The organism is Vibrio lamellibrachiae, from assembly GCF_050337265.1.
Lineage (GTDB): Bacteria > Pseudomonadota > Gammaproteobacteria > Enterobacterales > Vibrionaceae > Vibrio > Vibrio kyushuensis.
The window spans coordinates 106252-126729 of the sequence record NZ_JAKJSU010000010.1 but is presented as its reverse complement, the minus strand read 5'-3'; the positions used below and the strand labels follow the sequence as shown (position 1 = coordinate 126729).

Sequence of the window (20478 nt, the reverse complement as noted above, 5' to 3'; positions counted from 1 at the left end):
TACTATGGCGAAACTGCATGATTACTACAAGTCGTCTGTAGTCGCTGAGCTTACCAAAGAGTTCAGCTACTCAAGCGTCATGCAAGTCCCTAGGATTGATAAAATCACCCTAAACATGGGCGTTGGTGAAGCAATCAACGATAAGAAACTGCTTGAAAACGCAGCTGCTGATATGGCAACGATCTCTGGTCAAAAGCCACTTATCACTAAAGCGCGTAAATCTGTTGCAGGTTTCAAAATTCGTGAAGGCTACCCAATTGGTTGTAAAGTAACCTTACGTGGCGAGCGTATGTGGGAGTTTCTTGAGCGTTTAATCTCAATTGCTCTTCCGCGTGTACGTGACTTCCGTGGTGTTAGCGCTAAGTCTTTTGACGGACGCGGTAACTACAGCATGGGCGTTCGCGAGCAAATCATCTTCCCGGAAATCGACTACGATAAAGTAGATCGAGTACGTGGTCTTGATATTACTATCACGACAACTGCTAAATCCGATGAGGAAGGGCGCGCTCTGCTGACTGCATTTAACTTCCCATTCCGTAAGTAAGGTGAAGGGTTACTGTTATGGCTAAACAATCAATGAAAGCACGTGAAGCTAAACGTGCAAAACTTGTTGCTCAGTTCGCTACTAAGCGTTCTGCGTTAAAAGTTATCATTAGCGATGTAAACGCATCAGAAGAAGATCGTTGGAATGCAGTTCTTAAATTGCAATCTCTTCCACGTGATTCAAGTGCATCTCGTCAGCGCAACCGTTGCAACCAAACTGGTCGTCCACACGGTTTCCTGCGTAAGTTCGGTCTAAGCCGTATTAAGGTTCGTGAAGCTTGCATGAAAGGCGAGATTCCGGGTCTTCGTAAGGCTAGCTGGTAATTGCCACTTAATCATTTGGAGTAAATCTTATGAGCATGCAAGATCCGATCTCGGATATGCTGACCCGAGTACGTAACGGTCAGGCAGCAAATAAAGTTGCTGTTACAATGCCTTCTTCAAAGCTTAAAGTTGCAATTGCTGCACTACTGAAAGCTGAAGGTTACGTTGCTGATTTCGCTGTAAACAGCGAAGCAAAACCAGAGCTAGAAGTTACTCTTAAGTACTTCCAAGCTAAACCAGTAATTGAGCAAATCCAACGTGTTTCACGTCCTGGCCTGCGCGTCTACAAGAATAAAGACTCGCTTCCGTCAGTGATGGGTGGCCTTGGTGTTGCTGTAGTTTCCACTTCCAAAGGTCTTATGACCGATCGCGCTGCACGTAAAGCCGGTCTTGGTGGTGAAATCATCTGTTACGTCGCTTAAGGAGTAGACTATGTCTCGTGTTGCTAAAGCACCTGTCGCTATTCCAGCTGGCGTAGAGGTGAAACTAAATGGCCAAGAAATCACTGTAAAAGGTGGTAAGGGTGAGCTGACTCGCGTTCTAAACAACGCTGTAGTTATCGCACAGGAAGAAAACAACCTAACTTTCGGTCCACGCGAAGGTGTTTCTAAAGCTTGGGCACAAGCAGGTACTGCTCGTGCACTAGTTAACAACATGGTTGTTGGTGTTACTGTAGGCTTCACTAAGAAGCTAACTCTTAAAGGTGTAGGTTACCGTGCTGCTATGAAAGGCAACTCTGTAGGCCTAACCCTTGGCTTCTCCCATCCGGTCGAGCATGCTCTTCCAGAAGGTATTAAGGCTGAATGTCCTAGTCAAACTGAGATCGTTATTACTGGTTGCGATAAGCAATTAGTAGGTCAAGTTGCGGCTGATATTCGTTCTTATCGTGAACCTGAGCCTTATAAAGGCAAGGGTGTTCGTTACGCCGATGAAATCGTGCGTACTAAAGAAGCTAAGAAGAAGTAAGGTAACACTATGGATAAGAAAGCATCTCGCATCCGTCGTGCTACACGCGCACGTCGTAAGATTGCAGAACTGGGTGCAACTCGCCTAGTAATACACCGTACTCCTCGTCACGTGTATGCTCAGGTTATCGCATCTAATGGATCTGAAGTTATTGCTGCAGCATCTACAGTAGAAAAAGCGGTCCGTGAGCAAATTACGAATACTGGTAACATCGATGCAGCTAAAGCAGTAGGTAAAATTATTGCTGAGCGCGCTCTTGAAAAAGGCGTAGCTTCAGTTGCATTTGATCGTTCTGGTTTCCAATACCACGGTCGAGTAGCGGCGCTAGCAGATTCTGCTCGCGAAGCTGGTCTGAAATTCTAAGGTAGGGTTGGAAGATGGCTAAAGAACAACAACAAGCTAGTGATTTGCAAGAAAAGCTAATCGCAGTTAACCGTGTTTCTAAGACGGTTAAAGGTGGTCGAATCATGAGCTTCACTGCACTAACAGTAGTTGGTGACGGTAATGGTCGCATTGGTTTCGGTTACGGCAAAGCACGTGAAGTACCAGCTGCGATTCAAAAAGCAATGGAAAAAGCGCGTCGTAACATGGTTACTATCGCACTTAACGAAGGCACTCTTCACCACGCGGTGAAAGGTCGTCACTCGGGCTCTAAAGTTTACATGCAACCTGCAGCAGAAGGTACTGGTGTTATCGCCGGTGGTGCTATGCGTGCAGTGCTTGAAGTTGCTGGTGTACATAACGTACTTGCGAAAGCGTACGGTTCTACAAACCCAATCAACGTTGTTCGCGCAACTGTTGCTGGTCTAGTAGATGTTAAGTCGCCAGAAATGGTTGCTGCTAAGCGTGGTCTAACTGTTGAAAGTATTTCGGAGTAGAACACAATGGCAACTATTAAAGTAACTCAAACTAAAAGCTCAATTGGTCGCCTACCTAAGCACAAAGCGTGCTTAAAGGGTTTAGGCCTTCGTCGCATCAACCATACAGTAGAACTTGAAGATACTCCGTGTACACGCGGTATGATCAACAAGGTTTACTACATGGTTAAGATTGAGGAGTAATCAGAATGCGTTTGAATACTCTATCACCGGCTGCTGGCTCTAAACCTTCTAAGAAGCGTGTAGGTCGTGGTATCGGTTCTGGCACTGGTAAAACAGGTGGCCGTGGTCACAAAGGTCAAAAGTCACGTTCTGGCGGCTCTGTTCGTCCAGGTTTTGAAGGCGGTCAAATGCCTTTGAAACAACGTCTACCAAAATTCGGTTTCACTTCTCGTAAGAGCCTAGTGTCTGCTGAAGTTCGTCTAGGTGAACTAGCGAAAGTAACTGGTGACGTTGTTGATCTTAACAGCCTTAAAGCTGCTAACATCATCACTAAGAACATCGAATTTGCAAAAATCGTTCTTTCTGGTGAAATTGGTAAAGCGGTAACTGTTAAAGGTCTACGCGTGACTAAAGGCGCTAAAGCTGCAATCGAAGCTGCAGGCGGTAAAATCGAGGAATAATCTCGAGGAACGAGGTACAGATGGCTAAGAAACCAGGACAAGATTTTCGTAGTGCTCAGAGCGGCTTAAGTGAACTAAAGTCGCGCTTATTATTCGTAATTGGTGCACTTTTAGTATTCCGAGCCGGCTCTTTTGTGCCGATTCCTGGTATTGACGCAGCTGTACTTGCCGATTTGTTCGATCAGCAAAAAGGTACCATCGTAGAGATGTTTAACATGTTCTCCGGTGGTGCTCTTGAGCGTGCATCTATATTAGCGTTGGGCATCATGCCGTATATTTCGGCATCTATTGTTGTCCAATTGCTAACTGTAGTTCATCCAGCGTTAGCCGAACTCAAGAAAGAGGGTGAAGCAGGCCGTCGTAAGATAAGCCAATATACGCGTTATGGCACGCTTGTACTTGCAACATTCCAAGGCATAGGTATTGCAACTGGCCTTCCAAACATGGTCGATAATCTGGTTGTTATCAACCAAACCATGTTTACGCTAATTGCTACCGTAAGTTTAGTAACCGGCACCATGTTTTTGATGTGGTTAGGTGAACAAATTACAGAGCGTGGAATTGGTAATGGTATTTCGATACTAATATTTGCAGGTATTGTTGCTGGGTTGCCTTCGGCAATCGGACAAACAATTGAGCAAGCGCGTCAAGGTGAATTGCACGTACTTCTTCTATTGTTAATTGCAGTATTATCTTTTGCTGTTATTTACTTCGTAGTTTTCATGGAGCGTGGTCAACGTCGTATCGTCGTTAACTATGCAAAGCGTCAACAAGGTCGTAAAGTGTTTGCAGCACAAAGTTCTCACTTGCCACTTAAGATTAATATGGCAGGTGTAATACCAGCGATTTTTGCATCAAGCATCATTTTGTTCCCAGGAACATTAGCACAATGGTTTGGTCAAAATGGCGAGAGCAGCGCATTCGGTTGGTTAACTGATGTGTCTTTGGCTCTTAGTCCAGGTCAGCCTTTGTACGTAATGCTTTATGCAGCAGCGATAATTTTCTTCTGTTTCTTTTACACGGCGTTGGTTTTCAATCCCCGTGAAACAGCAGATAATTTGAAGAAGTCTGGTGCATTCGTACCCGGTATCCGCCCAGGTGAGCAGACAGCAAAATATATTGATAAAGTAATGACGCGTTTAACCCTCGCGGGTGCGTTATACATTACCTTTATTTGTCTGATTCCTGAGTTCATGATGGTCGCGTGGAACGTACGTTTCTACTTCGGCGGCACATCACTACTAATCGTAGTGGTAGTTATCATGGACTTTATGGCACAGGTACAGACTCATCTGATGTCACAACAGTATGATTCTGTGTTGAAAAAAGCAAATCTGAAGGGCTACGGTCGTTAAATCGACGGTAGACTGAAGATTTCATTTACGGAGTTTAGCAATGAAAGTTCGTGCTTCCGTTAAAAGAATCTGCCGTAACTGTAAAGTTATCAAGCGTAACGGTGTCGTTCGCGTGATTTGCAGTGAGCCAAAGCATAAACAACGCCAAGGCTAATTAGCAGAATTTTTTACTTGTAAAACTAGGTAGTGTCGAGTATATTCCTCGGCCTACCTTTTGCGTGCAAAAGAAGTAGTATGCCGCAGCGTATCCTCACGGGCTCTGCTGCGGATAATTCTTTATCAAAGTACTAGGAGTGAATAGTGGCCCGTATAGCTGGCATTAACATTCCTGATCAAAAACACGCTGTAATCGCTTTAACAGCAATTTACGGCATCGGTAAAACCCGCTCTCAAGCTATCCTAGCTGAGTCAGGTATTGCTGAAGATGTTAAGATCAGTGAACTAACTGAAGAACAGATCGATCAACTGCGTGATGGTGTAGCTAAATACACTGTAGAAGGTGATCTACGTCGTGAAGTATCGATGAACATCAAGCGTCTTATGGACCTTGGCTGTTACCGCGGTCTTCGTCATCGTCGCAGTCTACCACTACGTGGACAGCGTACTAAAACCAACGCTCGCACCCGTAAGGGTCCGCGCAAGCCGATCAAGAAATAGTCGGATAAGGTAGAGTACAATGGCAAAACAACCAACTCGCGCGCGTAAGCGCGTACGCAAGCAAGTAGCTGATGGCGTAGCGCACATTCATGCTTCTTTTAATAATACAATCGTAACTATCACAGATCGCCAAGGCAATGCTCTTGCTTGGGCTACTGCTGGTGGTTCTGGTTTCCGCGGTTCTCGTAAATCTACTCCGTTCGCTGCACAAGTTGCTGCTGAACGTTGTGCTGAAATGGCTAAAGAATACGGTCTTAAGAACTTGGAAGTTATGGTTAAGGGTCCAGGTCCAGGTCGTGAATCTACTGTTCGCGCACTGAACGCTGCTGGTTACCGCATCACAAACATTGTTGATGCTACACCAATCCCTCATAACGGTTGTCGTCCACCTAAGAAACGTCGCGTTTAAGTTTCGTTTTTAGGAATATTGGAGAAGAATCATGGCAAGATATTTGGGCCCTAAGCTTAAGCTTAGCCGTCGCGAAGGCACTGACTTATTTCTTAAGTCTGGTGTACGTGCGATCGATACCAAGTGTAAAATTGATAACGCACCAGGTGTACACGGCGCTCGTCGCGGTCGTCTATCTGAGTATGGCGTTCAGCTTCGTGAGAAGCAAAAAGTTCGTCGTATCTACGGCGTTCTAGAAAAACAATTCCGTAACTACTACAAAGAAGCTGCTCGCCTTAAAGGCAACACAGGTGCAAACCTACTTCAGCTTCTAGAAGGTCGTCTAGACAACGTAGTTTACCGTATGGGCTTTGGCGCTACTCGTGCTGAATCTCGTCAACTAGTTAGCCATAAAGCTATCCTAGTTAACGGAAACGTTGTAAACGTTCCTTCGTTCAAAGTTGCGGCTAACGACGTTGTTTCAATTCGCGAGAAAGCTAAAAAGCAAGCTCGTGTAACTGCTGCTCTAGAAGTAGCTGGACAACGTGAGAAACCAACTTGGATTGAAGTAGATGCTGGCCAAATGGAAGGTACATTCAAGCGTATGCCTGAGCGTTCTGACCTATCAGCTGACATCAACGAACAATTGATCGTCGAGCTTTACTCTAAGTAAGGTTTAAAATAAAGAGAGGACACAATGCAGGGTTCTGTAACAGAATTTCTTAAGCCACGTCTTGTTGACATCGAACAGATCAACACGACACACGCAAAAGTAACTCTTGAGCCGTTAGAGCGTGGTTTTGGCCACACTCTAGGTAATGCTCTTCGCCGCATTCTTCTATCTTCTATGCCAGGTTGTGCTGTAACAGAAGTTGAGATTGAAGGCGTATTACACGAATACAGTACCAAAGAAGGTGTACAAGAAGATATCCTTGAGATTCTTCTTAACCTGAAAGGTCTAGCTGTTCGCGTTGCTGAAGGCAAAGATGAAGTGTTTATAACACTGAATAAATCAGGCTCAGGCCCTGTGGTTGCAGGTGACATCACCCATGATGGTGATGTAGAGGTCGTAAATCCTGAACACGTTATTTGTCACCTAACGGATGACAACGCTGAGATCGCTATGCGTATCAAAGTTGAACGTGGTCGTGGTTATGTTCCAGCTTCCGCTCGCATTCATACCGAAGAAGATGAGCGTCCAATTGGTCGTTTACTCGTTGACGCTACATACAGCCCAGTAGACAAAATTGCCTACTCTGTTGAAGCGGCACGTGTTGAACAACGTACTGACTTGGACAAACTTGTTATCGATATGGAAACGAACGGTACTCTTGAACCTGAGGAAGCTATCCGTCGTGCAGCTACAATTTTAGCTGAACAACTGGATGCATTCGTAGATCTTCGTGATGTACGTGTTCCTGAGGAGAAGGAAGAGAAGCCAGAATTCGATCCTATCCTACTTCGTCCTGTAGACGATCTTGAACTAACAGTTCGCTCTGCTAACTGTTTGAAAGCAGAAGCGATTCACTACATCGGTGATCTTGTACAGCGTACTGAGGTTGAGCTACTTAAAACGCCTAACCTTGGTAAAAAATCTCTTACAGAGATTAAAGACGTACTTGCATCACGTGGTCTTTCTCTGGGCATGCGCCTAGAAAATTGGCCGCCAGCGTCTATCGCTGAAGATTAATCGATATTAGTTAGAAGGATTAGGTCATGCGCCATCGTAAGAGTGGTCGTCAACTCAACCGCAACAGCTCACATCGTAAAGCGATGTTTAGCAATATGGCATGCTCTCTAGTTAGTCATGAAGTTATCAAGACTACTTTGCCAAAAGCAAAAGAGCTTCGCCGCGTCGTTGAGCCTTTGATTACGCTAGCTAAAACGGATAGCGTTGCTAACCGTCGTTTAGCATTTGCACGTACTCGTGATAACGAAGTAGTTGCAAAACTGTTCAACGAACTAGGTCCACGTTTTGCTACCCGCCAAGGCGGTTACACTCGTATCCTAAAAGCTGGTTTCCGTACTGGTGATAAAGCTCCAATGGCTTACATTGAGCTTGTAGATCGCCCAGTAGCAGAAGAAGCAGCTGAGTAAAAGTTCGAATGAACTTAAAAAGCCGAGCGAAAGCTCGGCTTTTTTGTGCCTGCCATTTTCTGTTTTGATAATCACATATTATTGCGATAAATTTTGGGCACAAAAAAGGTTAGCTAATTAGCTAACCTTTTTAATATCTACTCTACCGTAAGCGGCAGTAGATGCTATAGATTAAAGAATCGCTAGAAGCTCAACTTCAAATACTAGTGCAGCAAATGGTGGGATTGCAGCGCCAGCGCCACGCTCACCGTATGCAAGATCTTGTGGGATGTATAGTTTCCACTTAGAACCTACAGGCATTAGTTGAAGAGCTTCAACCCAACCTTTGATTACGCCAGTTACTGGGAACTCAGCAGGTTCGCCACGAGATACAGAGCTGTCGAATACAGTACCGTCAGTTAGCTCACCGTGGTAGTGAACACGTACTTGCTTATCTGAAGTTGGTACTTCACCAGTACCTTCAGTAAGGATTTCGTATTGTAGACCAGACTCAAGAACCGTTACTTCTGAACGTAGAGCGTTGTCAGCTAGGAATACTTCACTGTCAGCAGATGCCGCTTTAGCAGCTTCAGCGCGTGCGCCTTCAGCGCGAGTGTGTAGTTCTTGAAGAGCGTTGTTGATTTCATCAATCTCAATAGCTGGCATGTCACCAGTTAGAGCTGTAGCAATACCAGCAGCGATAGCGTCAACGTTAAGACCTTCTAGACCACTACCTGCTAGTTGTTGACCCATTTGTAGACCAATACCGTAGCTTGCTTTTTGCTCAACAGTTTCGAATTTTACTTCAGACATGAATGTTACTCTTAGTTAAAGAAATTTAAGGCGTACAGGATACCAGTTAACCAATCAGGTTTAAACGGCTTAAAGAAATCGACACAGCCAAGCAATGACAATGTGAGCTTTATCTTACATCGATACAAAAATCGTAAGATTTTACTGCTCAATGACGTTGAATCTAGAATTAATATATACTCAAGCGCTGATGGTTTTTATACTATGAAGTATTGAGTTTAGGAGACGGATATTAATGAATCGTCGTAAGAAGAAGCCACAAAAGACTGATTACGTGGAACTGGCCAAGAGTCGATTAAATGCTATCGATTGGCAAGCACATATTCAAAGGGCAAAACTCCTTTGGCAAAAGCTACCGCAGCTCCATCGACGTGCTTTGATGGTGTTGATCCCTGTGGTTGGTGTTTTATTGCTACTTCCTAATTCTAAAGAAGAGAAGCCGACGATAACCGCGCTTAACGAAAGGGTTGAGATCGCAATTAATACCCAAGGCCTGAGTGAACAGTCAAAACAGAAAGCCGCTTCACCAACGTCGGATATCTGGAATGAGTATACGGTTAAAACTGGAGACACGCTTTCTAAGGTTTTTCGTACGAATGGTTTACCAATGACTGACCTAAACGCGTTAGTTCAAGTGGAAGGTACAGACAAGCCACTCAGCCATATAAAACAAGGTCAACTGGTTAGGTTTAAACTCGCAGACGATGGAAAACTGGATATTTTACAGCTTGAAAAGAGCAAAAATTCAGTGATGTTTTTCCGTTTATCTGACGGTGGTTTTGGTCGCAGTAAATAGCATTTAGATTTATTTATATGAGCAATTAAGCGTCTGACAGAGATTAAAGCGAATACGAACTAACGTTTAATCAGTCTCTTAATTGGCATTAAGGGCAGTACAATTAGGCCAATGCCAACCAAGGTTAGTAAGTTTGGTGTTTCATCAAACCACCAGATGCCGAAAAGGGTGACAAAAACCAACCCCGAATATTCTGCAATAGCAATTTGATAAGCGTGAGTTTTTTTGTACGCCATCACTGCAAGTCCGTTGTAGGTCAATATAAGTAGTGCACTGACCGCAACCCACCCAAGCTCCATTAATTCAATTGGCTGCCAAAATACCCAAGCAAGAACCCCCGATGCTGGTAATGACAGTAGAGTTGTCCACATTAATGTGCTGATGACCGGTTGTTCTTTGGGAATCTTACGAACCAGAATATTAAATAGCGCCAGAGTTAATGCTGTTCCTACGGCAAATATCGCGGCCCAATGAAACTCTGATGGACGCAAAACGATCAGCACCCCAACAAACCCAATAATGGTTGCTAATACTTTCCCTCTATTTGGTCTCTCTTGTAGCAACCAGATCGATAAAGGCAGCATTAATAGAGGGGCCGCGTAGAACACGGCATTGGCAGTTGCTAAAGGTAAGTGAGTGATTGCTACCATCATGCAGCCACTGCCGATGAGAACTAGCTTTGCACGAACTAGTGTTAGGTAGGGGTTAGTTAGACCTCTTTGGGGTTTTGTCAATTGAAGCCAGAAAGGAACCAACACGATCAGAGATATCAATTGCCTAAGGAAAATATATTGAAACGGTGAAATCCCCCCTTCAAGCATTTTTACCGCAACGTCTGATAGTGAAGCTGTTAGGTTGCCCAATACGAGTAATAGGATACCCAGAGACGTTGCTGACAGCTTGAACACTCTACTTCTCACATCTCATGTCAATATGAGGGATATCATCTTCCAAATACATTTCAGAAATCTTTGCAAAGCCGTGAGAAGCGTAAAAATTGGCTAGATGCTCTTGTGCACCAATTGTGATCGATTGGTTTGGCCATAAAGATTGGCAATTGGCTAATGCAGTACGCACCAGCACGTTACCCAACCCTGTCCCACGAACTGTGCTTGAGGTTGCAATGCGACCGATACTGACATCGGCATAGCTAATATCACGGGGAAGAAGCCGAGCGCAGGCAACTAAACGATCATCGATATAGCCTAACAAGTGATGTACATCTTGCTGGATGTCTTTGTTATCAAGTTCTGGGTATGGGCAATTTTGTTCAACGACAAACACATCGACACGCAGTTGCAGTAATTGGTAGAGCTGTAATGTTGTTAGCTGATCGAATCGAAGATTGTGCCAGATAATTTGTTTCATTATTATTTTGGGCCTAGGGATAAAGTTAGCTCACTATAGCTATTTTTTATTCAGATCAGCATTAACAATTGTTAATTATGTGGTGCGATTTTTAATTCGGCTTAGGCTTATTGCGGTAATTCCTAGATAAGCGGCAATTTGATAATCATTTAAACGAGAAAGAAGTTCAGGGTAGTGCTCACAGAAAAGTTGATAGCGTTCTTGAGGTGTGAAGAGAAGCATGAAGCGCTCTTTGTTCTCTTTATACATCAATTGAGCTTCAAGCAGCTTTAGGTAGATGGTGTGTTTCTCGTCTCGCCAGTAGTGCAATGTATTAAGCGGAAGGTAGATGAGAGTCACCGCGGTTAACGTCTCTAAAAGATAGGGAGAAGGTTGGTTCTTTATAACGCTTTCAAACCCTATCATCCAATCTTGTTCCCAATAGAACTCTTTGCTGTACTCTTTCCCTTTTTCAGTCAAATAACTTGCGTGACAAATACCATCAAGAACAAAGTAAATGCCGTCGGCATGCGCACCCTGGTTAACGAGGATATGCCGAGTTGGCAGTTCCATAAGAGCACTTGATTCATCAATCGCTTCTACTTCAGATGGAGAAAACCCATTCTCTGCTAGATATTTTAAGAACCGTTCAGTCATATTTTCTCCATAAAAAAAGCCGCAGCGAAAGGCTACGGCTTGTTACTGTATCTAACTGTTATCTACTTTTGTAGATCAATCTTGTAAACAGCAAAGCCAACATCATCTGTTGCGACTTTCTGCATTGGGTATTGACCTTTTTCTTTGATAAATTGCGCAGCTTTTTCACTTGGCGATGTTTCAAAGCGGATATCTAACGCTTTATCCGATTTGATTGGCGCAAATGACCAGTTGTTATCAGCACTTGGTGTTACTTCACCTTTCTCTTGGCTTACACGAGAGATGTAGTTAGCAACAACAGTACGGTTTTCATCTGGTGCTTCAAAGGCAATGTAATCAGCCCCCGTACCTGGGAATTTGTTACTGAAGGCACGGTAGTTGTTGGTTGCAATGATGAACGTTTGGTTCATGTTAATTGGCTTACCTTGGTAAGTCAGGTCAACAATTCGCTGCGAACCAGCATTGATAACTTTACAGTTACCGTCATATTTTGGCGCCATAGTGACATCAATCTTGTATTCAACGCCATCCATTACATCGAAGTTGTAAGTACGGAAACCATCCCAATCGATAAGCGATTGTGGTGCTGTTGTTGTTGCATCGATATGCTTAAATTGACCTGCAGAACACTCTAACCACTCTTGCACTTCACGACCTGTCACTTTAAGCGCAACGAGCGTGTTCGGGTAAAGGTATAAGTCAGCAGCGTTACGGAATGTTAGTTGGCCAGACTCTACTTCAGTAAAGTTAGCAGGATCATTCTTACGACCACCGGCTTTAAATGGTGCAGCAGCTGAAAGCACTGGGATGCCATCAAGATCAGGGTCACCTTGAATAAACGTCTCTACGTAATCTTTCTGTGCAAGGTTGACGATTTGAACCGTTGGATCATCTTGAACCAGTGACAAGAAGCTGTACATCACGTCATTTGCTTTACCAATGGGTTGGTTAACAAAGTCACGAGTGCCTTTATGATCGTCTTTAAGTGCTTCAATAATACCGGGATCAGCTTTGGCTAAAGATTTTTTGTTCGCTTTATCGAATATTGGTCGAGCTTCTGATTGGCCTTTAACCACGCTCCAGTTACCGTCTTGCTGTTTTAGAACTAGATCCATTACACCAACATGGCTACCCCAGCGACCAGGCATAACAGCGGTAACACCGTTGATCGTACCTTTCTCGTTATCAACACCTTGAATGTTGTCGAAACCACGACCAGGGAATACAGCATGAGAGTGACCAAATGCGATTGCATCAATGCCATCTACTTCTGACAAGTAATAAGTAGAGTTTTCAGCGCCTAGCTTATGAGGATCAGAAGAAACACCTGAGTGAGGAATCGCGACGATAACATCTGCGCCTTCTTTCTTCATTTCAGGAACAAGCTTCTCTGCCATCTTTTTGATGTCTTTCGCGAAGACTTGACCTTCTAGATTCTTCTTATCCCAAACCATGATTTGTGGTGGAACAAAGCCGATGTAACCCACTTTGATTTCGTGAGCTTTTCCATCCACATCTTTAAAAGTGTGAGTCTTAATTAGATACGGCTTGAAGTAATGATCGCCGGTCTTCTCATCAAATACGTTGGCACTAACGTATGGGAAGTTTGCGCCATCAAGCGTTTTTGCGAGGAAATCTAAACCGTAGTTGAATTCATGGTTACCAATGTTACCCACATCATAATTAAGCTGGTTCATTGCCTTGTAAACAGGGTGAACTTCGCCTGCTTCAATGCCTTTTGCAGCCATGTAGTCACCCATTGGGCTGCCTTGGATAAGATCACCATTATCGACTAAAACACTATTTTTTACTTCTTGTTGTGCTTGTTTTACTAGTGTCGCGGTGCGAGCAAGGCCGATTTTTTGTGACGGAGCATCTTTGTAGTAATCGTAATCCATCACGTTGGTGTGAATATCTGTTGTTTCGATGATACGTAGCTTGATGGTATCGGCCATTACAGGGCCAGCCATCATTAACATGCCACCAAGAACTGCCATCGAAAGGGGTTTCACTGCCATTTTCATTTTGTTCTCCATTACGGGGGATAAAGAATAATCTTGATTAATGTAACAAAAACTAGTGCAACAAAGTGTTGTGGTTATATTAAAACGTGATCTGCTTGCATGATGGGTCAAATAACTGCCAACAAGATCTCACTAATGTAAATGCAATGTTCAACTTCAATTGTGCTTGAAAATCAGAAGATTATTTTGCTTATCCATTTTTGTTATAAAAAATGAACTTTTAGAATTTCAAGTAATATAAAGAGATGGTCATAATGCACTCATAGATAAAATGGATGCGATTATGGTGACACATTAAATTCTGTGTACATTCTAACCCGCCCCAAAAAATCATTACTGTTGATTAGGATAGACGCTTTTGTCTTAAAGGTTAGATGGAATCTTTTCTAATACTCATTTCAACAATAGTGCTATTGCCAACTCAATATAATCCTGACCATAGATTTAGGGACAAAATTAAGCCTAAAGGCTTACAAGGAAATAGATATGGATCAACAACGCTTAACCCACTTGAAGCAACTTGAAGCTGAGAGTATTCATATTATTCGAGAGGTCGCTGCTGAGTTTGATAACCCAGTAATGATGTACTCGATTGGTAAAGACTCATCGGTCATGCTTCACCTTGCTCGCAAGGCTTTCTATCCAGGGAAAATACCGTTCCCGTTATTGCACGTCGATACGGATTGGAAGTTTCGTGAAATGATCGAGTTTCGCGATCATGTAGCGAAAAAACATGGCTTTGATCTTTTGATTCATAAAAATCCAGAAGGGTTGGCAATGGGTTGTAGCCCGTTTAAACACGGCTCTTCAAAGCATACTGACATAATGAAAACTCAAGGCTTAAAGCAAGCATTAAATAAATACGGGTTTGATGCGGCTTTTGGTGGCGCACGTCGCGATGAAGAGAAATCACGAGCAAAAGAGCGTGTTTATTCATTTAGAGATAAGAACCATACATGGGATCCTAAGAATCAACGCCCGGAGCTATGGAAAACGTATAACGGTCAGGTGAATAAAGGCGAGAGTATCCGAGTATTTCCGTTATCGAATTGGACTGAACTCGACATTTGGCAATACATCTATCTTGAGAATATTGAGATTGTACCGCTTTACCTTGCAGATAAGCGTCCGGTCGTTGAGCGTGATGGAATGCTAATCATGGCTGATGATGATCGCTTAGAGCTACAAGAAGGCGAAGTTATTGAAGAGAAGTATGTTCGTTTTCGTACTCTTGGCTGCTACCCACTAACCGGTGCTGTTGAATCAGAAGCGAATACACTGCCTGGCATTATTGAAGAGATGTTGGTGGCAACATCGAGTGAGCGCCAAGGGCGGGCGATCGACCATGATCAGTCAGGATCAATGGAATTGAAGAAGCGACAAGGTTATTTCTAAGGATCTAAGGAAAGAATATGAACAATGTAATTGAAGCTCAGGTGGCTGAGCTTGGTATTGAAGGCTACCTAAATCAACATCAACATAAATCATTACTTAGATTCCTTACTTGTGGCTCGGTAGATGATGGAAAAAGTACTTTAATTGGACGCTTACTTCATGACACTCATCAGATTTATGAAGATCAACTAGCAGCGGTACACAATGACAGCCAACGTGTTGGGACGACAGGTGAAAAGCCAGACCTTGCTCTATTAGTGGATGGTTTGCAGGCTGAGCGTGAGCAGGGCATTACCATTGATGTAGCGTATCGCTATTTCTCAACTCAAAAACGTAAGTTCATCATCGCAGATACTCCGGGGCACGAGCAGTATACAAGAAACATGGCAACCGGTGCGTCTACGTGTGATGTTGCGATTATATTGATTGATGCCCGTAAAGGGGTGTTGGACCAAACACGTCGTCATTCGTTTATCTCTAATTTGGTCGGCATTAAGCACTTTGTCGTTGCCGTGAATAAGATGGACTTGGTCGATTATTCGCAGGAAACGTTTGAAAGAATTCGTAACGAATACCTCTCGTTTGCTGAAAACCTACAAGGTGAAACCGATATTCAAATACTTCCTCTTTCTGCGCTAGAGGGTGAGAACGTAGCATCGCCAAGCAAAGAGATGAGTTGGTTTAAAGGGTCAACACTGCTTGAGTTACTTGAAACCGTTGATATCGATCGGTCAAAACTAGAAGGTGAATTCCGTTTCCCTGTTCAGTATGTGAATCGTCCGAACTTAGACTTTCGTGGCTTTGCTGGCACCATCGCTTCAGGCACGGCTAAAGTTGGCGATAAAATCAAAGCGCTTCCTTCAGGCAAAGAGTCGAAAATTGCACGTATTGTTACGTTTGATGGCGATTTAGAAGAGGCGCAAGCAGGCCTTGCTGTAACACTAACATTGGAAGATGAGATCGATATCAGCCGCGGTGACTTGATCGTACTTGATAGTGCTCAAGTCGAATCGACTAATCACCTTTCTGCGGATGTGGTGTGGATGACAGAGCAAGCTCTGCAACCTGGGCGTGAGTACGATATTAAGATTGCAGGTAAGAAAACGGTAGGCCGTGTTGAGGCAATTCGTTACCAGTATGACATCAATAATCTGTCGACCTTCTCAGCCGCTGAGCTTCCTTTAAACGGTATTGGCTCTTGTGAGTGGACATTCACGGAATCCGTCGCTGTAGATAGCTACCAAGATTGTACTGATACAGGTGGCTTTATCATTATTGATCGCCTTAGCAATGTCACGGTAGGTGCTGGTCTGGTGCGTGAAAGTTTAGCTGAGGTTGAGCTGCAAGTAGGTAATATTTCAGCATTTGAAGTAGAGCTAAATGCGCTAGTTCGTAAGCACTTCCCACACTGGAATGCGAAAGATCTTAGCCAACTATTAAAATAGTGCTTTGGTAAGTGACTGTTTAAATGAAATACTTTGATAAGTAACAATATGAAGTGAGCAGTCACTATCATATCTAAGGATGGATTATGTGGGAGCAAGGATTGGTCATGGCGATGCTACTTGGCATCATCACCTGCTTGTTGGTCACTCGAATAAAGCCGAGTATTATTTTTGCTAGCGCGGCATTTTTAGCGTTTATGGCAGGAACGATTGAGCTTACTTCGATTGCGACTAATTTCACTAATTCATCCTTATTAACGTTAGTGCTACTCATTTTGGCGTCGTGTGCGCTTGAGAAAACACGATTGATTAGCTGGGTTAGCCGAAATATCTCAGAAGGGCGTTTAGGCACAGTTGTCGCCAAGTTGGGTATTTCGACGGCACTGTTATCGTCATTTACCAATAATACTGCAGTGGTGGTTTCACTGATTGGTGCCATTAAACGCAACCAAAAGCACGCACCATCAAAGTTGTTAATTCCACTCTCATACGCCGCTATTTTAGGCGGTACATTGACTCTGATTGGCACCTCAACAAACCTGATTATAAATAGTTTTGTTGAAGATGTTGGCTTGCCTAGTCTCACATTTTTCACTCCGACTCTCATTGGATTAGCAGTCTTAGTGGGTGGGGTGATTATTCTGATCCCATTAAGCTACCTGCTACCTAACTATGATGACCACGCGCAAGATGATCTGCCTTACTTTTTAGAAGCGATTGTCGAGCCGGGTTCGCCGTTGGTGGACAAAAGCATTAGTGAAAATAATCTGCGAGCACTGAGAAAACTGTTTTTAGCCGAAGTGATTCGCGATGGTGAGAGCATGCCATCGGTTGAGCCTGATTTTGTGCTTCAAGCTAAAGATAGGTTGCTGTTTTGTGGAGACATAGAAAGCGTTGCGACACTGCAAGAGATACAAGGATTGACTCTGTTTGGGCAACATCACTTGAATGGGCAGGGGTTCGTTGAAGCGGTCGTGAGTTCATCCGCCAGTTTTTGTAATAAGACACTTAAATCGAGCCATTTTCGTGACCGTTTTGATGCGGTCGTCGTGGCTATTCGACGTGGTCACGAGCGCTTAGAAGGTGGTCTTGGCAATATCGTTCTTACCGCTGGTGACACTTTGGTTCTTGTCCCTGGTAAGCGTTTTGAGACCGAGCGTCGTGCGCATCGTCGTGAGTTTGTTTTGATTAATGATTTAGATTCCAGTGCCAAGTTAGATTCCAATAAATCCAGCCTTGTATTAGCGGGTTTCGCTTTGGTCATTGGTTTAGCTTTGCTAGAGCTGGTTCCCATTATTAAAGGGCTTTTGGTTTACATACTGGTGCTGCTTGCCTTTGGCGTTGTGAAAATTAATGAGCTTCGTCGTCGCTTCCCTATTGATATTGTGGTTATTGTTGGCTCTGCCCTCTCAATTGCTCAACTAATGCTTTCCTCTGGCTTATCAGTTCGTATGGGTGAGATGTTTATGGAAGCCTTTAATGGCTGGGGCGTATTTGGCGCGTTAATCGCAGTCTACTTAATGACATTAATATTGACAGAGTTAGTGACCAATAATGCAGCGGCCGCATTGGCTTTTCCTATTGGCTACAGTATGGCACTAGGTTACAACGTCGATCCTATGCCGTTTATTATGGCTGTGTTGTTTGGTGCAAGCGCGAGTTTTATCTCTCCTTACGGGTATCAAACCAACCTTCTGGTTTACAGCGTGGGCAACTACAAATTAACTGATTATATGAGAATAGGGATCCCAATTTCGATTGTGTACTCAGTGCTTGTACTAAGCCTAATTCCTATTTTTTTCCCATTTTGAATTTAAAGCTTTAATTTAAGGAAGTAAGTTATGGCTACTTTGACGCCAGAGAAAGATGAAAATGTTGTGTGGCACCAACACGTTATTGATAAAGAGTATCGAGCGAAAATAAAGCAGCAAAAACCATCAGTGCTTTGGTTTACAGGCCTTTCTGGATCGGGTAAATCAACCGTTGCTGGTGCGCTTGAAAATAAACTCGCTGAACTTGGCTACCATACCTATCTGTTAGATGGCGATAACGTTCGCCATGGGTTATGTAGCGATCTTGGTTTTTCAGAGCAAGATCGTCGTGAGAACATTCGTCGTATTGGTGAACTGTCTAAACTGATGGCAGATGCTGGGCTTATTGTATTGTCAGCATTTATCTCACCACATCGCTCAGAGCGTCAGTTAGTTCGAGAGATGCTACCAAGTGGAGAGTTTTTGGAGGTGTTTGTGAATGCGCCTCTAGATGTGTGTGAGAAGCGTGATCCGAAAGGCTTATACAAAAAGGCTCGAGCAGGAGAGATCACTAATTTTACCGGAATCGATTCTGTGTATGAAGCGCCAACTAATCCTGAAATTGATCTACTGGCGGGTGAGTCTTCTATTGATGAATTAGTCGAGCAATGCCTTGCTGTACTTCGTAAACAAGGCATTATTCAAGCGGGTTAAACGTGAGGTTAGGCGAATTAAACGGTGTGATGGATGGTACTTTTCACATCTGTATGCACCGTGAACTTTTGGCTCAGTAGTGCGATCACTTGATCGTAATACTGGGCATTCGGTTTATTACCTAAAAGCTTACATAGCTCGTTACCTGTAGGGCTAAAGCGATAATAAAGCAGTCTCACACCTTTCGTTTGAGGCTGAAGCGAATGATTCTTACCCTGATAGCTTAATGGTAGTGGAGGATCGATCTCTATCTCCCCCGATTCAAGCTCAGTACCATGCAGTAACCCAAGTTCAATTAAGACCAATAAACTCGAATAGGGAAGCTGAAAATTACCGGTATTGACGGCGGTTGTGGTGTCCCGTTTACCAAAGCTAAATATTCCATTACGTGCTTTATAGCCAACCAATAATTTCTTACTGTTATCGGTACCAAAGCTGCAAGCTAGTGAGGCTGCTTTCTGCAGTACCTGAGCTTCTTTTGGACTCATATCTTGTAGCACTTTGAGCGCTTTCATTGAGGTAGAGCCTGGGTTCGTCACTTCTCGCTTTAAGACCTGTGCCCATAACCTTTGCATTGAAGGGTTATGTATCTCTTGTGCCATATCAAAATATCGATATAGCCAATCTCTATCGGGCTTTCCTGCGGTTTCATCTCGACATGCGGCATGAGTGGCTTTAAGGATTTGTTCGAGATTCTTCTGCCGTTGCTCGTGCCTTTTTCGCTCTCTTTCCATTGCTCTATCAAGTGGTGTTTTTTCCACTGGATCTTCTTGCAGAAGCGCGTCTAGACCATAAGTTTGAGCGATATTAAGCACACAGCTAGCACTGTCTTTAATGTAGGTCGATTTTTTCTCTTGTTGCTTCTTGGTGTTACCTGTCGGTTCATGTTCGATAACGATGGGTTTGTTATCACTTGCCATAGATGTCCCTCATGCCACTGAGCTTTTTCACAACTACTTAAAATGTAACGTGTTATGAGCAGGACTGCTAGAGAAAGACTAAATGATGTACAAAAAATGAGACTATTAAAGATGATAACAATTTGTTAAAGTTGTTATCATTGATTGAGAGGGCTTATGAAGTATATCAAAGAGAATAAAGTTAAAAAGCACCTATCAATCCTTCTACTCTTACTGCTATATATGGCGATATTAGCGTATTTATCTAGCTTTCTATCATAGAGTAGAAGATTGACAGGTCAGTTTGTTACGTTAACGGCTACATGTCGTCATATTCAGTAATAGCAGTCCCTTCTAGGAAGTAAGCGGTTTCTGCTAGTTCATGACTGATTGTTTCGGTTTTTAACGTTCCTGTTACATATATCACATCCCATAATTGTTGCACGGGTGCACCTTCAGGAAACTTCACGTAGATAATCTGATTGGGCGGCGGTGGCGGAACGTGAATACAAGCACCAAAATAGGGTACAAGTAGAAATTCAGTGACTTTATTTGCATCCCCTTCAAGCGGAATAACAAAACCTGGAATTTTAACTTTACTATTATTAAGTTCAGGTCGAACAGTCCCAACTTTTGACTGTGCCATTACATCGCCAGAGTGATCAAGCGCAGGCATGCCCGCATTATCAAATTGATTTCGCTCAGATTCTGGAACTAAATCTATCCAATTTAGCACCATCGCTTCTTCAGCTGTGCCAGCAGCTGTAGCAATGTTAGGCACTAGTGCTGCTAGAGACAACACAATGCTTAAGAGAATTTTATTCATA

The 20478-nt window shown here is 43.4% G+C and carries 27 protein-coding genes; 20 read left to right on the top strand and 7 right to left on the bottom strand.

The window, feature by feature from the left end:
* The first annotated feature begins 4 nt into the window (after positions 1-4).
* The 15 genes from rplE (at position 5) to rplQ (ending at position 7831) form a co-directional block, all read left to right on the top strand.
* A complete protein-coding gene (rplE, locus tag L4C54_RS17365) occupies positions 5-544 on the top strand; it encodes a 50S ribosomal protein L5 (protein WP_428802658.1) in 540 nt (179 codons plus the stop codon).
* Between the two features lie 17 nt (positions 545-561).
* Positions 562-867, top strand: coding sequence for a 30S ribosomal protein S14 (gene rpsN / locus L4C54_RS17360; RefSeq protein WP_428802657.1), 306 nt, complete (start codon positions 562-564; stop codon positions 865-867).
* Between the two features lie 29 nt (positions 868-896).
* Complete coding sequence (rpsH, locus tag L4C54_RS17355; RefSeq protein ID WP_428802656.1) at positions 897-1289, top strand: 30S ribosomal protein S8; 393 nt, start codon at positions 897-899, stop codon at positions 1287-1289.
* Positions 1290-1299: 10 nt separating this feature from the next.
* Positions 1300-1833, top strand: coding sequence for a 50S ribosomal protein L6 (gene rplF, locus L4C54_RS17350; protein ID WP_428802655.1), 534 nt, complete (start codon positions 1300-1302; stop codon positions 1831-1833).
* Positions 1834-1842: 9 nt separating this feature from the next.
* The gene (gene rplR, locus L4C54_RS17345) at positions 1843-2196 is read left to right on the top strand and encodes a 50S ribosomal protein L18 (RefSeq protein ID WP_428802654.1); all 354 of its coding nucleotides are present in this window, start codon (positions 1843-1845) and stop codon (positions 2194-2196) included.
* Between the two features lie 14 nt (positions 2197-2210).
* On the top strand, positions 2211-2711 hold the full coding sequence (rpsE, locus tag L4C54_RS17340) for a 30S ribosomal protein S5 (RefSeq protein WP_017036067.1): 501 nt from the start codon (positions 2211-2213) through the stop codon (positions 2709-2711).
* 6 nt (positions 2712-2717) lie between these two features.
* Entirely contained in the window at positions 2718-2894 is a 177-nt protein-coding gene (gene rpmD, locus L4C54_RS17335) for a 50S ribosomal protein L30 (RefSeq protein ID WP_017036066.1), read from the top strand.
* 5 nt (positions 2895-2899) lie between these two features.
* Positions 2900-3334, top strand: a complete 435-nt coding sequence (rplO, locus tag L4C54_RS17330) for a 50S ribosomal protein L15 (RefSeq protein ID WP_428802653.1) — start codon at positions 2900-2902, stop codon at positions 3332-3334.
* 20 nt (positions 3335-3354) lie between these two features.
* The gene (secY, locus tag L4C54_RS17325) at positions 3355-4689 is read left to right on the top strand and encodes a preprotein translocase subunit SecY (RefSeq protein WP_017036064.1); all 1335 of its coding nucleotides are present in this window, start codon (positions 3355-3357) and stop codon (positions 4687-4689) included.
* A 40-nt stretch (positions 4690-4729) separates the two neighbouring features.
* A complete protein-coding gene (gene rpmJ, locus L4C54_RS17320; protein WP_082768678.1) occupies positions 4730-4843 on the top strand; it encodes a 50S ribosomal protein L36 in 114 nt (37 codons plus the stop codon).
* Between the two features lie 146 nt (positions 4844-4989).
* Positions 4990-5346, top strand: coding sequence for a 30S ribosomal protein S13 (gene rpsM, locus L4C54_RS17315; protein ID WP_428802652.1), 357 nt, complete (start codon positions 4990-4992; stop codon positions 5344-5346).
* 19 nt (positions 5347-5365) lie between these two features.
* Entirely contained in the window at positions 5366-5755 is a 390-nt protein-coding gene (gene rpsK, locus L4C54_RS17310; RefSeq protein ID WP_005597095.1) for a 30S ribosomal protein S11, read from the top strand.
* Positions 5756-5786: 31 nt separating this feature from the next.
* Entirely contained in the window at positions 5787-6407 is a 621-nt protein-coding gene (rpsD, locus tag L4C54_RS17305; protein ID WP_428802651.1) for a 30S ribosomal protein S4, read from the top strand.
* A 24-nt stretch (positions 6408-6431) separates the two neighbouring features.
* Complete coding sequence (locus L4C54_RS17300) at positions 6432-7424, top strand: DNA-directed RNA polymerase subunit alpha (protein WP_017036062.1); 993 nt, start codon at positions 6432-6434, stop codon at positions 7422-7424.
* Between the two features lie 26 nt (positions 7425-7450).
* The gene (rplQ, locus tag L4C54_RS17295; protein WP_428802650.1) at positions 7451-7831 is read left to right on the top strand and encodes a 50S ribosomal protein L17; all 381 of its coding nucleotides are present in this window, start codon (positions 7451-7453) and stop codon (positions 7829-7831) included.
* Between the two features lie 171 nt (positions 7832-8002).
* Here rplQ and bamJ read toward each other — a convergent pair whose 3' ends face one another.
* Entirely contained in the window at positions 8003-8623 is a 621-nt protein-coding gene (gene bamJ, locus L4C54_RS17290) for a BamJ family beta-barrel-assembly machinery protein (protein ID WP_428802649.1), read from the bottom strand.
* 235 nt (positions 8624-8858) lie between these two features.
* Between bamJ and L4C54_RS17285 the strand changes: the two genes are divergently transcribed.
* On the top strand, positions 8859-9419 hold the full coding sequence (locus tag L4C54_RS17285) for a LysM-like peptidoglycan-binding domain-containing protein (RefSeq protein WP_428802648.1): 561 nt from the start codon (positions 8859-8861) through the stop codon (positions 9417-9419).
* Positions 9420-9478: 59 nt separating this feature from the next.
* Here L4C54_RS17285 and L4C54_RS17280 read toward each other — a convergent pair whose 3' ends face one another.
* From L4C54_RS17280 to cpdB, 4 genes are all read right to left on the bottom strand, one after another.
* A complete protein-coding gene (locus tag L4C54_RS17280; RefSeq protein WP_428809263.1) occupies positions 9479-10318 on the bottom strand; it encodes a DMT family transporter in 840 nt (279 codons plus the stop codon).
* Positions 10319-10328: 10 nt separating this feature from the next.
* The gene (locus tag L4C54_RS17275) at positions 10329-10787 is read right to left on the bottom strand and encodes a GNAT family N-acetyltransferase (protein WP_428809146.1); all 459 of its coding nucleotides are present in this window, start codon (positions 10785-10787) and stop codon (positions 10329-10331) included.
* A gap of 75 nt (positions 10788-10862) precedes the next feature.
* Complete coding sequence (locus L4C54_RS17270) at positions 10863-11423, bottom strand: Crp/Fnr family transcriptional regulator (RefSeq protein ID WP_428809145.1); 561 nt, start codon at positions 11421-11423, stop codon at positions 10863-10865.
* 62 nt (positions 11424-11485) lie between these two features.
* Positions 11486-13447 carry a 2',3'-cyclic-nucleotide 2'-phosphodiesterase gene (cpdB, locus tag L4C54_RS17265; protein WP_428809144.1) on the bottom strand — a complete coding sequence of 654 codons (1962 nt, stop codon included), beginning with the start codon at positions 13445-13447 and terminating at the stop codon, positions 11486-11488.
* Positions 13448-13933: 486 nt separating this feature from the next.
* Between cpdB and cysD the strand changes: the two genes are divergently transcribed.
* From cysD to cysC, 4 genes are all read left to right on the top strand, one after another.
* Positions 13934-14842: a sulfate adenylyltransferase subunit CysD gene (cysD, locus tag L4C54_RS17260; RefSeq protein ID WP_428809143.1), complete on the top strand. Its 909-nt coding sequence runs from the start codon at positions 13934-13936 to the stop codon at positions 14840-14842.
* A 17-nt stretch (positions 14843-14859) separates the two neighbouring features.
* Complete coding sequence (cysN, locus tag L4C54_RS17255) at positions 14860-16287, top strand: sulfate adenylyltransferase subunit CysN (RefSeq protein WP_428809142.1); 1428 nt, start codon at positions 14860-14862, stop codon at positions 16285-16287.
* 86 nt (positions 16288-16373) lie between these two features.
* Positions 16374-18098 (top strand): SLC13 family permease, encoded by a 1725-nt coding sequence (locus tag L4C54_RS17250; protein ID WP_428802642.1) that lies wholly within the window; start codon positions 16374-16376, stop codon positions 18096-18098.
* Between the two features lie 30 nt (positions 18099-18128).
* Entirely contained in the window at positions 18129-18752 is a 624-nt protein-coding gene (gene cysC / locus L4C54_RS17245; RefSeq protein WP_428809141.1) for an adenylyl-sulfate kinase, read from the top strand.
* Between the two features lie 17 nt (positions 18753-18769).
* Here cysC and L4C54_RS17240 read toward each other — a convergent pair whose 3' ends face one another.
* Both L4C54_RS17240 and L4C54_RS17235 read right to left on the bottom strand, forming a co-directional pair.
* The gene (locus tag L4C54_RS17240; protein WP_428809140.1) at positions 18770-19672 is read right to left on the bottom strand and encodes a TIGR03899 family protein; all 903 of its coding nucleotides are present in this window, start codon (positions 19670-19672) and stop codon (positions 18770-18772) included.
* Positions 19673-19970: 298 nt separating this feature from the next.
* Entirely contained in the window at positions 19971-20477 is a 507-nt protein-coding gene (locus L4C54_RS17235; RefSeq protein WP_428802639.1) for a DUF3299 domain-containing protein, read from the bottom strand.
* Position 20478: the final 1 nt, after the last annotated feature.